The organism is Variovorax sp. J2L1-78 (assembly GCF_030317205.1).
GTDB classification, from domain to species: Bacteria; Pseudomonadota; Gammaproteobacteria; order Burkholderiales; family Burkholderiaceae_C; genus Variovorax; species Variovorax arabinosiphilus.
Window position 1 is genome coordinate 501602 of the sequence record NZ_JASZYB010000001.1, and the last position, 13442, is coordinate 515043.

8 protein-coding genes and 1 pseudogene are annotated in these 13442 nt (G+C 68.5%); 2 read left to right on the top strand and 7 right to left on the bottom strand.

Going from position 1 to position 13442, the window contains the following annotated elements:
* Positions 1 to 158: 158 nt before the first annotated feature.
* From QTH86_RS02405 to QTH86_RS02415, 3 genes are all read right to left on the bottom strand, one after another.
* On the bottom strand, positions 159 to 1271 hold the full coding sequence (locus QTH86_RS02405; protein ID WP_286646259.1) for a low temperature requirement protein A: 1113 nt from the start codon (positions 1269 to 1271) through the stop codon (positions 159 to 161).
* Between the two features lie 149 nt (positions 1272 to 1420).
* On the bottom strand, positions 1421 to 2392 hold the full coding sequence (locus QTH86_RS02410) for a serine hydrolase domain-containing protein (RefSeq protein ID WP_286646258.1): 972 nt from the start codon (positions 2390 to 2392) through the stop codon (positions 1421 to 1423).
* Positions 2393 to 2505: 113 nt separating this feature from the next.
* On the bottom strand, positions 2506 to 3300 hold the full coding sequence (locus QTH86_RS02415; protein WP_286646257.1) for a fumarylacetoacetate hydrolase family protein: 795 nt from the start codon (positions 3298 to 3300) through the stop codon (positions 2506 to 2508).
* Positions 3301 to 3611: 311 nt separating this feature from the next.
* On the opposite strand from QTH86_RS02415, the gene QTH86_RS02420 reads away from it, so the two are divergent.
* Positions 3612 to 5720: a LamG-like jellyroll fold domain-containing protein gene (locus QTH86_RS02420; RefSeq protein WP_444813782.1), complete on the top strand. Its 2109-nt coding sequence runs from the start codon at positions 3612 to 3614 to the stop codon at positions 5718 to 5720.
* A gap of 28 nt (positions 5721 to 5748) precedes the next feature.
* Here QTH86_RS02420 and QTH86_RS02425 read toward each other — a convergent pair whose 3' ends face one another.
* From QTH86_RS02425 to QTH86_RS02440, 4 genes and pseudogenes are all read right to left on the bottom strand, one after another.
* A complete protein-coding gene (locus QTH86_RS02425; RefSeq protein WP_286646255.1) occupies positions 5749 to 7578 on the bottom strand; it encodes an ABC transporter ATP-binding protein in 1830 nt (609 codons plus the stop codon).
* Positions 7579 to 7678: 100 nt separating this feature from the next.
* Positions 7679 to 10354 (bottom strand): annotated as a pseudogene (locus tag QTH86_RS02430) (ATP-binding protein).
* Positions 10355 to 10441: 87 nt separating this feature from the next.
* Positions 10442 to 11584 carry a zinc-binding dehydrogenase gene (locus tag QTH86_RS02435; RefSeq protein ID WP_286646254.1) on the bottom strand — a complete coding sequence of 381 codons (1143 nt, stop codon included), beginning with the start codon at positions 11582 to 11584 and terminating at the stop codon, positions 10442 to 10444.
* 50 nt (positions 11585 to 11634) lie between these two features.
* Positions 11635 to 12531: a LysR family transcriptional regulator gene (locus QTH86_RS02440; protein WP_286646253.1), complete on the bottom strand. Its 897-nt coding sequence runs from the start codon at positions 12529 to 12531 to the stop codon at positions 11635 to 11637.
* A 91-nt stretch (positions 12532 to 12622) separates the two neighbouring features.
* Between QTH86_RS02440 and QTH86_RS02445 the strand changes: the two genes are divergently transcribed.
* Positions 12623 to 13441 (top strand): DODA-type extradiol aromatic ring-opening family dioxygenase, encoded by an 819-nt coding sequence (locus QTH86_RS02445; protein ID WP_286646252.1) that lies wholly within the window; start codon positions 12623 to 12625, stop codon positions 13439 to 13441.
* The last annotated feature ends 1 nt before the right edge of the window (position 13442 follow it).

The window sequence follows — 13442 nt, forward strand, 5'->3', positions numbered from 1 at the left end:
CGGCCGGAGATGCCTCGGACGACGTCTCGAACCCAGGCAAGGCCGGCGCCGGTGACGGAGGGCCGGCAGCCGTGTGAGGAATCAAGCGAGTCGAGGAAGGCGGTCGTGCTCGCCTCATCCCTCAAGCTGCGCAGGCAGCGGCTCAGGCCGCCTCCTGCCTAGCGCACCAGGTGGCGGTAGCGCAGGTTGAGCAGCACGTAGCAGATCATGGTCGTCGTGATGCCCACCAGCATGGCGCAGAGCCCGAGCGGCAACATCAGCACGAGTGCCGTCAGCGCGAACACGGCCGCCGTGTTGGACAGCAGGTAAGGCCGCAGCTCGGGCACCTCCATGTAGTAGCCGTACTGCTTGCCCAGGAAGAACAGCACCGTACCGGCCGCGGCCAGCCGACGGAAGTCGTCCGGGTCGAGGTCATCCAGGATCGCATGCCGGATCAGCGAGGCCAGGATCGCCAGGCCGATGAACAGGAAGAAGTGCGAATAGAGGATCGAGTGCCCGGTCGCCAACTTGCGCTGTTCCAGCAGGTGGAAGCTGTCGTAGTAGATCCACCAGATGGCCGACACCATGACGAATCCGCTGACCGCGGCGATGACGCTGGAACGGTCCCACGCGATGTGCGCCAGCGCCGCGGAGATGCTGATCACCGATTCGCCCAGCATGATGATGGTCAGCAGGCCCACTCGCTCGACCAGATGTGCCGCGTGCGCCGGCACGACGTGCAGTCTCCGGCGCAGCAGCACCAGGGCCGCCATGTCGAACACGATCCCGGCATAGAAGACCAGGTAGCGCCACGGTGGCTCCAGCAGGACCGAGGAAAGACTGATCGCGGCGCCGACGGCGAACACGGTGCCCACCGTCGACGCGAAGCCGCCCCCGTCGTGGTGCTTGCGCCTGGAGACGAAGTACATCGCGGCGATGATCAGCCGCGCCCCGCAGTAGCAGGCTACGGCCAGCACGTAGTGTTCCTGGGTACCGGCGGAGCTCTGCGCCGAGATCACGATCAGCAGGAACATGATCAGCAGGGTGGACAGCCGATGCTGGCGGCTGTCGGTGTCGAAGCGGTTGGCGTAGATCGTGTGGCCCGCCCAGATCCACCACAGCGGCAGGAACACCAGTACGAAGCGCATGACCTGCTGCCCCCCGATGTGGCCCTCATGCGCTTCGCTCAGAATCTCGCCGGCGCCGTGCAGGGCAACGACGAAGATCAGGTCGAAGAACAGCTCCAGCCACGTCGCGCGCCGGTGAGGGTCGAAATATCGCAGGTCCTTCACAGAGCCATCATAGGCCTGGGGCCCGGCCCTGCGCGTAGGGCGCCGGTGCAGGCCGTCGTGCCGCGACAAAGTGCAGGGCAGCTGCACAACCAACGGCACCATCGCCTTGCGCTATGCCAATGGCTTCACCCGCCTCCGCCGAAAGCTGACTACTTGCCGTTCAGTGCCAGCCGCTTCTGCGCGGCTTGAAAGATGCGACCCCGTGCGAGCCGCATGGCCTGCCCGCGCTGTTGGCTCTCTGGCGAGACCGTCGAGTTCACGGCCACGACCAGGTCCAGCGGCGGGTGAACCCAGATCACCTGGCCTGCGTAGCCGCTTGCGATGTACGTCGGACCGGACGCGATCCACCAGCCCAGTCCGTACGGCAAGCCGACGGGCGGCCCGCCGGCAGTTTGAGGTTTAACCAGCTGCGCTACGAACCCGCGGGGCAGAACTTGGTGGTCTGCCCATCGCCCGTCCTGTAGCAGCAGCGCGCCGACCTTGGTCATGTCCACCGTTCTCATCCACGCACTGTTGTGAACGTATTGGGGCTCCCGTAAAGCCAGTGGCGTCACAAGTTGGTCGCGCACCAGGTCGGCGATGCGGCGGCCGGTGATTCGTTCGAGAATGGCTTGAACCATGAGCGGACCGCTGTTGTCGTAAGCGAACCGCTCGCCTGGGGCTGCCCGAATCGGCCGGGCCCAAGCCACCGCTGGAGCGAGTGGCGCGGCAGTCCCTGTGGCGTCATCCACCTCGAAGCCAGTTGTCATGGCGAGGAGATGTCGAAGCGTGATGGCTTGCGAACGAGGGTCCGAGTTGAGGGCGCGCCACTCGGGGATGAGGTCGACCACCGGCTGTTCCAACGAAGCAAGCTGCCCGCGCTGCAGAGCGGTTCCCACCAGCAGGGCCATGGCGCTCTTGCTGACGGACTGCGCGTCTCGCAGAGTATCGGGATTGCCATCACGGTAATACTCGTACACCTTGCGGCCCTGGAGAACGACCACCACGCTCTGGACATCACCCAGGCCCGTGGCAATACCTTCGTCGAAGCCTTCGAAGACGGCTGCGTCGAGGTGCTGCTCTTGAGGGGGCGACATTCGCCAAGGCTGCAACTCCTGCGCAAAAGCGGTGGCCGCAACCATCGAACAAAGCCAGACGACGAATCTCCGCATCTTGCCCCCCCAGTTTTTTGTCGCGTACGTGTGAAGGCACGTTCAAACCCTGAAGAGGGTCGGGATGTCCCGCGCGTCCGCGTTCAGACGATTCGCACCGACAGGTTCGGCAAGCCGTCGATGTGGATCTCGATCAGATCGCCGCGCACCACCGGCCCGACGTTTTCGGGCGTGCCGGAATAGATGATGTCGCCGGGCATCAGCTCGAAGGCCTGCGACAGCCGGCTGATCTGCTCGGCCACCGACCAGATCATGTACTTGAGCGTGGCGCTCTGCTTGGTCTGGCCGTTCACCTTGAGCCAGATCGCACCGTCGGCGAAGTGTCCGACCTTCGCCACCGGGTGGATGGGGCCGACCGGTGCCGAGTGGTCGAAGCTCTTGCCGATCTCCCACGGCTTCTTCTGGTCGCCCATCTCGCGCTGCAGGTCGCGCCGCGTCATGTCGAGTCCCAGCGAATAGCCGTACACCAGACTCAGCGCGTCGGCGGCGGCGATGTTGCGCCCGCCCTTGGACAACGCCACCACCAGCTCCACCTCGTAGTGGTAGTTCTTCGTGAGCGTCGGGTAGGGGTGGTCGGCCACCTCGCCGGGCGTGACCACCTGGATGGCGTCCGCCGGCTTCTGGAAGAAGAAGGGCGGCTCGCGCGTCGGATCGGATCCCATCTCGCGCGCGTGCGCCGCGTAGTTGCGACCGATGCAGTAGATGCGCCGCACCGGAAACACCTGGTCGGTGCCCACGATGGGAATGGTCACTGACGGGACGTCGAACGGCGTCCGGGTCGATCCGCTGCGGCCCGCCGGGCTCGCGCAGCCCGCCAGGGCCCCGGCCACCGTGGCCGCGCCGCCGACCATCAGATGGCGTCGTGTGTTGCTGCTCATGGATGTGTTTCCTGCTGTTGTTGGCATATCTGCGTCATGGCGTGCCACGGCGAGCGGGCCATTGTGCGAGCCGAGTGTCGGTCCGGCTAGGCGGGAATCCCCCGGGTGCCAAGCCAGCGCAGCGCTGGCCGGAGCCGACAAGTGTCACGCGTGCTTCATGGGGGCGTCATGCCCGCTGCCTACGCTGCGCGCTCCTCCGGCTCCTGTCCTTCTTTCCCATGTCTCAGTCCAACGACTCGCGCGACCTGCGCTCGACCCTCCCTGGCACCGGCGACCCTGCCGGTACCGATGCCGCGCATGCCGCACGTGCCATGAACGCGAGCGACGGCGAGGCGCGCCGTCGGCTTCTCAAGCTCGGCGCCACGCTGCTGACCGTCGGCAGTGGTTCGCTGCTGGCGGCCTGTGGCGGTGGCGGCGATGCGTCGGCCGCACCTGCGGCTCCCGGCTCGCCATCGGGCAACACGCCGCCGCCTGCACCGTCGCCTGCCCCGGCGCCCGGGGCCGCGCCGGCACCGACGCCGATCTCGAGTTTCGCGCTCGCCGTGCTGCCCGACACGCAGTTCTATTCGCGCTACGCGACCACGGCGGAGAGCAGCCAGTACCAGACGCGCTTCGGCAACGAGCCTTTCTCCGCGCAGACAGGCTGGATCGCCGAGAACGCCAAGGCGCTGAACATTCCCTTCACCATCCATCTGGGCGACGTGGTCGACCAGGTGCGCCTGGCCGATCAATGGAAGGTGGCAGACAGCGCGATGAAGGTGCTGGAGACCGCCAAGCAGCCGTACAGCGTGCTCGCCGGCAACCACGACGTGCTCAACGACGTCGACTACGGCATCGACCCGGTCGGCGGCACCGATGCGAACCGCACGCTGGCCAACGAGCCCTACCTGCAGTGGTTCGGCAAGACGCGCGCTGCGGCGCAGTCGACCTTCGGCGGGCGCGATGCGAGCGGCTTCCACGAATACCATGTGTTCGAGGCGCAGGGCCAGAAGTTCATGGTGCTGTCGCTGTCGTGGCGCGCGTCCGACGCCGGCATCGCCTGGGCCCGCAACGTCATCGCCAGCCACCCGACGCTGCCGGTGATCCTGGTCAACCACCAGCTGCTCAACATCGCCGCCGACGGCGTGAGCCCGCTGGAAACTGCCTACGGCCTGATGCTCTGGCAGAAGCTGATCCGTGACAACGACCAGATCTTCATGACGCTCAACGGCCACCACCACGGTGCGGCCCACCTCACGAAGACCAACGACTTCGGCCATGCGGTCGAGGAGATGGTGGTCGACTACCAGATGGCCTACCAGGGCGGCAACGGCCTGATGCGTCTCTACGAATTCGACCTGACGAACAAGAAGATCAAGGTGCTGTCCTTCTCGCCGTGGGTGCCGGAGAAGCCGGCCGCCACGCTGACTTCCTTCGACCAGGCGGTGCTCACCACCGCCAACGAGGCGTTCACCATCGACATGGACTTCAGCCAGCGCTTCAGTGGCTTCAACAAGACCTTCGGTGTCGGCGAGGCGACCATCGCCTCGTCGCTGGTGGCGCAGGCCAAGGCCAAGATCCTCGCGAACTACACCGAGCCGACGGTGACCGTACCGCGCGCCGCCGCGAACAGCGAGGACTACCCGAAGGTCGCGAACACGCTGGCGCACTGGCGCTTCTTCGGCGGCACGGTGAACCAGCCGGTGCCGGTGGGCACCGTGATCGCCGACGTGACCGGCGCCAATCCGCTGCGCCGCGACGCGCTGAACCAGGGCGGCATCCAGGGCGCCGTGGCCGGCGACATCGTGTGGAGCGACGACCGCCACCACCTGTCGGCTGCACCGGGTTCGGTGCGCTTCCTCAACACCGACAAGAACCTGCCGCGCCTGAGCTATTTCCTGACGGATGCCGCCGCGCCCCTGAATGCCCAGACGCTGGAGAGCGGCTACACGATCGAGGCCTTCATCAAGATCGACGCCGCCTGGACCAGCGGCAAGCAGGCCTGGATGAACGTCATGACGCGCGACGGCCGGCGCGGCGATCTGGCGGGTTATTCGGGCGGAGACCCGGAATCGCCGCCGCTGCTGTTCGCCATCTCCAGCCTGCGCGAAGTGCAGTGGGAAGTCGTGCCGAGCCAGGGCACGCGTTCGCCGCGCACCAACTGGTCGGGCGAAATCATCGCCGGCGGCTGGGTGCACGTGGCGATCGTCAACGACCCCACCTCGCACAACACCACGATGTACGTGGAAGGCGCGCCGGTGCTGCGCAACAGCAGCAACGTGCAAGGCCTGGCCACGCTGTCGGCAGCAATGCCCTGGGTGGTCGGCGGCGGCTCGTGGGACGGTGCCCGCGCCGACGGCTTCTTCGGCAACATCGGCGAGGTGCGTGTGGTCGCGGCGGCATTGAGGCCGTCGCAGTGGCTCACCGCCCGCGCCAGCTGAGCTGCACGCCGAGCGGCTTGTCGAGCGACTAGCTCTCGCCCAGGAAGCCGCCGCTCTGGTGCGCCCACAGACGGGCGTAGAGGCCATTCTTCGCCAGCAGCGTCTGGTGATCGCCTTCCTCGACCACCTTGCCCTCGTCGAGCACGATGAGCCGGTCCATCGCCGCGATGGTCGACAGGCGGTGGGCGATGGCGATCACCGTCTTGCCTTCCATCAGCCGGTAGAGGCTCGCCTGGATGGCGGCCTCGACCTCGGAGTCGAGCGCGCTGGTGGCCTCGTCGAGCAGCAGGATGGGCGCGTCCTTGAGCATCACGCGTGCGATGGCGATGCGCTGGCGCTGGCCGCCCGACAGCTTCACGCCGCGTTCGCCGACGTGCGCCTGGTAGCCCTCGCGGCCCTTGGCGTCGCCCAGCGTGCCGATGAAGTCGTGCGCCTCGGCGCGCTCGGCGGCCGCACGGATCGCCTCGTCGCTCGCGTCGGGCCGGCCGTAGGCGATGTTGTCGGCCACCGAGCGGTGCAGCAGCGAGGTGTCCTGCGTGACCATGCCGATGTGCTCGCGCAGCGAATCCTGCGTGACCTGCGCGATGTCCTGTCCGTCGATGAGGATGCGGCCGCCGTCCAGGTCGTGGAAGCGCAGCAGCAGGTTCACCAGCGTCGACTTGCCCGCGCCCGAGCGCCCGACCAGGCCGATCTTCTCGCCGGGGCGCACCACCAGCGTCATGTCGTCGATCACGCGCGGGCGGCCTTCGGCGTAGCGGAAGCTGGCGTGCTCGAAGCGCACCTCACCGTGCGGCACCTGGAGCGTCTTCGCGCCCGGCGCGTCGACCACGGTGCGTGCGCGCGAGAGCGTCTTCATGCCGTCCTGCACCGTGCCGATGTTCTCGAACAGGCTGGTCATCTCCCACATGATCCAGTGCGACATGCCCTGCAGGCGCAGCGCCATCGCGGTCGCCGCGGCCACCGCGCCCACGCCGACCGCACCTTGCGACCACAGCCACAAGCCGGTGCCCGCCATGCCGGCGGTCAGGCCCATGCTGAGCACGTGGTTCGTGATCTCGAAGGCGCTCACCAGCCGCATCTGCGCCTGGCCGGTCGCCTGGAACTGCTGCATGGCCGACCGCGCGAAGCCGGCCTCGCGCTGGGTGTGCGAGAACAGCTTGACGGTGGCGATGTTGGTGTAGGCGTCGGTGATGCGGCCGGTCATGTCGGCGCGCGCATCGGCCTGCGCCTTGCCGATGACACCCAGGCGCGGCACGAACCACGCCAGTTGCACGATGTAGAGCAGCAGCCAGACCACGAAGGGAATCATCAGCTGCATGTCGAGCACCGCGGCCAGCACGATCAGCGTGATGATGTAGACGCCCATCGCCACCAGCACGTCGGCCAGCACGAAGATCGTGTCGCGCACGGCCAGCGCGGTCTGCATCACCTTGGCGGTGACGCGGCCGGCGAACTCGTCCTGGTAGAAGGCCATGCTCTGGCCGAGCATCAGGCGGTGGAAGTTCCATCGCAGCCGCATCGGCATGTTGATGGCCAGCGTCTGGTGCTTGACGATGGTCTGCAGGGCGACGACCGCGATGCTCGCGACCAGCGCGATGGCCAGCCAGGTGAGCGTGGTGCCGCGGTCTTCCCACAGCCGGGCCGGCACCTGGCCGCCCAGCCAGTCGACGATGCGCCCGAGCATGGCGAACAGCAGCGCCTCGAAGGACGACATGGCGGCCGTGAGCAGCGCCATGGCCACGATCTTGCCGCGCAGGCCCGCGGTGCAGGCCCAGAGGAAGGCGAAGAAGCCGTCGGGCGGCAGCGCGGGCTCGGCGGCGGGGTAGGGGTTGAGGAGTCTCTCGAAGAAGCGGAACAAGGCGGAATGTCTCGGTGGCGGCGCGGCCATGGATGGCGCGGCAGGGTCATGTACGGCGAAGGGCATCGACTTTAGCGGCCCTGCGCGCGCCGCGCGTGTGTCAGGACTTTGCGTCCACCATCTGTTGCACCCGCACCGCCAGTGCATCGAGCGTGAAGGGCTTGGTCATGACCTCCATGCCCGGGTCGAGGTGGCCGTTGCCGACCACCGCGTTCTCTGCGTAGCCCGTGATGAAGAGCACCTTGAGCTCGGGTCGCCCGGCGCGGGCCGCGTCGGCCAGCTGCCGGCCGTTCATGCCGCCGGGCAGGCCGACATCGGTGATCAGCAGGTCGATCGGCACGTTGCTCTGCAGCAGCGCCAGGCCGGTGGCGCCTTCCTCGGCCTCGAGAATGCGATAGCCCAGCTCGACCAGGACATCGCTCACCAGCGCCCGCACCGTCGGTTCGTCGTCGACCACCAGCACCGTACCGGCGCCGGCATGCGGCGCCTCGCCGGCCGAAGGAGGCGGCTCGTCGACCGCCTCGGCCTCGTAGTGGCGCGGGAGATAGAGACACATCGTCGTGCCCAGTCCGGCTTCCGAATAGACGCGCACCTACCCGCCCGACTGGCGCGCGAAGCCGTAGACCATCGACAGGCCCAGGCCGGTGCCCATGCCGATCGGCTTGGTGGTGAAGAAGGGCTCGAACACGCGCTGGGCCACGTCCGGCGCCATGCCGGTGCCGGTGTCGGTGACGCAGAGCGACACGTACTGCCCCGGCGGCAGGTCGCGTTCTTTGGCGATGCGCTCGTCCATCCACTTGTTGGCCGTCTCGATCGTCAGGCGCCCGCCGCCGGGCATGGCATCGCGCGCGTTGAGGCACAGGTTGAGCAGCGCGTTCTCGAGCTGGTGCGGGTCGACCTGCGTGATCCACAGGCCGACCGCGCCCACCACCTCGAGCTGGTTCTCCGGGCCGATGGTGCGGCGGATCAGGTCTTCCATGCCGCGCACCAGCCGGTTGATGTCGGTCGCCTTGGGGTCCAGTGTCTGGCGGCGCGAGAAGGCCAGCAGCCGGTGCGTCAAGGCGGCGGCGCGCCGCGCCGCGCCCTGGCCGACGTTGATGTAACGCTCCAGGTCTTCGTGGCGGCCCTGCTTGAGGCGCCGCTGCATCAGTTCGAGGCTGCCGGTGATGCCGGCCAGCAGGTTGTTGAAGTCGTGCGCCAGGCCGCCGGTGAGCTGGCCGACGGCCTCCATCTTCTGGGCCTGGCGCAGCGCCTCCTGCGCGGCCTCGCGCTCTCGGGATTCGATGCGCAGTCGCTCCAGCGCTTCCTCCACCTCGCGGGTACGTTCGGCGATGCGTGTCTCGAGGCTGCTGTTGAGCGCGCGCAGGGCGTTCTCGGCCAGCACCCGTTCGGTCACGTCCGAGCCTTCGGCGAAGACGCCGGTGGCCGCGCCGTTGGCGTCGAGGATCGGCTGGTAGACGAAGTCCAGGAAGCGTTCGGCCAAGGGCGCGCCGGACTCGCGCTGCAGCATGATGCGACGCGCGCTGCCGACGAAGGGCGTCCCGCGCGCATAGACCGTGTCGAGCAGCTCGAAGAAGCCCTGGCCCGTCAGTTCGGGCAGCGCGTCGCGCAGAGGCATGCCCTCGACCCTGCGGTGGCCGATCAGCTGCTGGTAGGCATCGTTCATCAGTTCGATGACGTGCGTCGGCCCGCTCAGCACGCACATGAAGCCCGGCGCCTTGCGGAACAGGCCGCGCAGGCGATCGCGCTCGGCGGTGCTGGTCTCGAGCGCCTCGGCGTTCGAGAGGCTGGGCGCGATCTGGCCGGCCAGCAATTGCACGAAGCTCAGGTAGTCGGCGGTGATCGGCCGGTAGGGGTTGGTGCCGCACACCAGGAAGCCCGCCGGCCGCGCCGTGCCCTGCGGCGGCAGCGCGACCACGAAGGCGGCGGGGGCGGGCAGGTCCCACGGTCCGCACGGCACGTCGGGCATCTGGTCGAGGGAGACCACGAACGACGCCTCGCTCACCAGCACCCGCTCGATGGGCCAGGGTGCCTCGTCACCGGATGTCAGTCGTTGGGGTGCCAGCGCATGGCCACCGGTGATGCCGGTCGTGCAGTGGAGATGCGCATCGCCGGCTGCGTCGAACAGGTACATCAGGGCAAAGGGCAGGTCGCGTGGTGCGCGCCCGAGCGCCTGGCGGGTCGCCTCGATCACGCCCTGACGCGTGTCCACGGCCGACAGGCTGGCGCTGAGCGCACGCAGCAACTCGAGCCGCCGTTCGCTGATCACGCGCCCCGTCACCTCCGACACCGCGCAGAACAGGCCCTCGACCTTGCCCTGGTCGCCCAGGAGCGGGCTGTACGAGAAGGTGTGGTAGGTCTCCTCGGGGCAGCCGGAGCGCTCCAGCACCAGCATCATCGAGTCGTCCCAGGTCGACTCGCCTTTCTCGTACACCGTCTCGATGCGGCCCTTGACGTCGTCCCAGATCTCGGACCACAGCTCGCGCGTGGGCATCGCCAGCGACCTCGGATGCTTCCGCCCGAGTGTGGGCCGGTAGGCGTCGTTGTAGAAAAAGGCGACGTCCGGGCCCCAGCCCAGCCACATCTCGAAACGGGAGGTCAGCAGGATGCGCAGGGCCACCTTCAGCCCCTCGGGCCACTGGGCCGGGGTGCCCAATGGCGTGGACGCCCAGTCGTGCTGCCGCATGAGCTGCGCCATCTCGCTGTTGCCCACGAAGATGTCGTCGTAGGGGGCGGGCGGACGGGCGTGGTCGGTGGCGTGCGGCTGCTGCGTCATTTGGCAACGACGGTAGCAGTGGCCCTGGGCCGGGTGCGTCGGACAATTGCCACGCCGCGCGGCAGCGGCGAGGCCCGCCGCAAAGGCTCAGCGCTTGTGCGGCGCGATCAGGTATTTCTCGCCGGTGGCGCGCTGGTTGTAGCGCGCGATCGCGTCGAGCGTCAGCACCTCGGGCAGCGACAGCTCGCCGGCGTAGCGGCTCGCGAAGGTGGTCTTCAGCTCGGCCGCAACCCGCTGCTTGAGCACCTGCGCCGCGGCCGGGCCGATCTTCTGCAGGAAGGGAAACAGCAGCCAGCCGCCCATGCCCCACGCCATGCCGAAGTTGCGGCGGAACTCGGTCGGCCGCGTGTCCAGGCCGCCATACAGGTACACCTGCTTGTGGGTGCTGGTGCCATAGCGGCTGTAGACGGTGGCGGTGCGCACCAGCGCGGCTTCCATGCAGCCGAGGATCTGTCCGGCCAGCGGGCCGCCGCCGGTGGCGTCGAAGGCGATGGTTGCACCGGTGGCGACCAGGGCCTCGGTCAGGTCGTCGAGGAAGGTCGGTGCACTGGCGTCGCACACATGCACCGCACCCTGCGACTTCAGCAGCGCCACCTGCTCGGGCCTGCGCACGATGTTGACCAGCGCGATGCCGTCCTTCAGGCAGATGCGTTGCAGCATCTGGCCGAGGTTCGATGCCGCCGCGGTGTGCACCAGGGCGGTGTGGCCTTCGCGCTTCATGGTCTCGACCATGCCGAGCGCCGTGAGCGGGTTGACGAAGGACGACGCGCCCTCGGCCGGCGTCGCGTCGTCGGGCAGCCGCAGGCACTGGTCGGCGGCGATCACGCGGTACTGCGCGTACATCGCACCGCCGATCACGGCCACGGTCTTGCCGAGCAGGGCCTGCGCGGCAGGCGAGCTGCCGGCCTCGACCACCACGCCCGCGCCTTCGTTGCCGACCGGCATCGATTCGCCCACGCGGCCGGCCATTGCCTTCATGCCGGCCTCGGGCACGCGCGCCGTCACCACGGGATGTGCGGGCGTGCCGGACACGGCCGCCGTTCCCATGTCTGCGGCACCGAAGAGCAGGCCCAGGTCCGACGGGTTGATCGGTGCGGCCTCCAGCCGCACCACCACCTCGTCGGGGTCGGGCGTGGCGACCGTCACCTCGGCCAGGCTCACTTCGAGCTCGCCGGACGGCGTGATGAGGGAGCGGAGTTCGAGGGCGGTGCGGTCGGTGGGGAAGGGCATGGGGAATCTCCGAGGCTGCAAGGGGGCGCCAGTCTAGAGCTGACGGCATGTCATGGCTTGCGCTCAGGCGACAGCGCCTGCCCCAGAAAATCGATGAAGCTGCGCAGCTTGGGCGCCATGTACTGGCGGCTGGTGTAGACCGCGAAGAGCGTCACCGGTGCCACGCTGTAGGCCGGGATCAGGGGCACGAGGCGGCCGGCCGCGATGTCCTCGTCGACCAGCCAGCCCGGCAGGAAGGACACACCCAGGCCGGCGCGCACCGCGTGCAGCGTGAGGTTGGTGTCGTCGGAGCGCAGCACCGGGCTGAGCCGCAGCGGCGCCTGCCGCCCGCCCGGCCCGCGCAGCGCGAAGCCTTCCAGGTTCACGTAGCTCGGCACGATGGCGCCGAGCCGCGCCAGGTCGACCGGCGTGGCGGGCACGCCATCGCGCGCCAGCAGGTCGGCCGCACCCACCAGATGGAACTGCACCTGGCACAGCGGCCGTGCGATGAGCGTGGGCGAGGGCTCCTGCGTGGCGCGCAGTGCCAGGTCGTAGCCGTCGGCGGCCAGGTCGACCTTGCGGTTCTCCAGGTGCATGTCGACCAGCACTTCAGGGAAGGCCGCACGGTAGTCGGCCAGCACCCGCGCGATGCGCGGCGTGGCGCACCACACCGGCGCGCTGATCTTCAACTGTCCGCGCGGCGCTTCGTTCTTGCGGCCGATGGCGGCCTCGGCAGCATCGAGCAGGTCGAGCGCCTGGGCACTCTGCGCGTACCAGGCCTCGCCGGCCTCGGTCAGGCTCAGGTGGCGACTGGAGCGGTTGAGCAGCCGCGCGCCCAGCGACTTCTCCAGCTGTGCGACATGCTTGCTGGCCATCGGCGCCGAGATGTCGAGCCGGTCCGCCGCGGCGGTGAAGCTGCCGGCGTCCACCACCTCGCGAAACACCCGCAGACTGGTCAGACGGTCCATGGTTGATTTCCTTTGGAGAAACGATGCGTTGAATGCTAGCCCATCGATTTCTGGAGGTGAAATCTCTAGACTTGCCGCCAAGGAGCATTCCATGACCACGAACCACACGACCCTTCCGACCTATTTCATCTCCCACGGCGGGGGCCCCTGGCCCTGGATGAAGCGCGAGATGGGCGATGCCTACGCCCAGCTCGAGGCCTCGCTGGCCGACATCCCGCGCCAGATTGGCCGCACGCCGCGCGCGATCCTCATGGTGTCGGCCCACTGGGAGACCCCCGCCTTCACGGTGCAGGGCAGCCCGCGCCCGCCGATGATCTACGACTACGGCGGTTTTCCCGCCCACACCTACCAGGTGCACTACGACGCGCCCGGCTCGCCCGAGTTGGCGCAGCGCGTGCGCGAACTGATCGAGGCCGCCGGTCTGCCGTCGGGCATCGACGCGGAGCGGGGTTACGACCATGGCATGTTCTCGCCGATGGCTGCGATCTACCCGAAGGCCGACGTGCCGGTGGTGCAGCTGTCGCTCCGGCGCGGGCTCGACCCGGCCGAGCACCTGGCCTTGGGTCGCGCGCTGGCCCCCCTGCGCCGCGAAGACGTGCTGATCATCGGCAGCGGCCTGAGCTACCACAACCTGCGCAATTTCGGCCCGCAGGCGCGCGACGTGTCGAAGGCCTTCGACGACTGGCTCGACCAGACCGTGGTGCAGGCCGCCCCGGCCGAACGGGTGGCGCAGCTGATCGACTGGTCGTCGGCGCCGGCCGCGCGCATCGCACATCCGCGCGAGGAGCACCTGATCCCGCTGATGGTCGCGGTCGGCGCGGCCGAGGGCGAGCAGGGCGAGCGCGTGTACCACGAGTCGGCCTTCATGGGTGGTATTGCCGTGTCGAGCTTTCGCATCGGCGCGGCCTGAG

Bases quoted from the DNA above. Each gene is read 5' to 3' on its own strand.
- QTH86_RS02410 (WP_286646258.1), bottom strand. From the start codon at position 2,392: ATGGTTGCGGCCACCGCTTTTGCGCAGGAGTTGCAGCCTTGGCGAATG.
- QTH86_RS02415 (WP_286646257.1), bottom strand. From the start codon at position 3,300: ATGAGCAGCAACACACGACGCCATCTGATGGTCGGCGGCGCGGCCACG.
- QTH86_RS02420 (WP_444813782.1), top strand. From the start codon at position 3,612: ATGAACGCGAGCGACGGCGAGGCGCGCCGTCGGCTTCTCAAGCTCGGC.
- QTH86_RS02435 (WP_286646254.1), bottom strand. From the start codon at position 11,584: ATGCCCTTCCCCACCGACCGCACCGCCCTCGAACTCCGCTCCCTCATC.
- QTH86_RS02440 (WP_286646253.1), bottom strand. From the start codon at position 12,531: ATGGACCGTCTGACCAGTCTGCGGGTGTTTCGCGAGGTGGTGGACGCC.
- QTH86_RS02445 (WP_286646252.1), top strand. From the start codon at position 12,623: ATGACCACGAACCACACGACCCTTCCGACCTATTTCATCTCCCACGGC.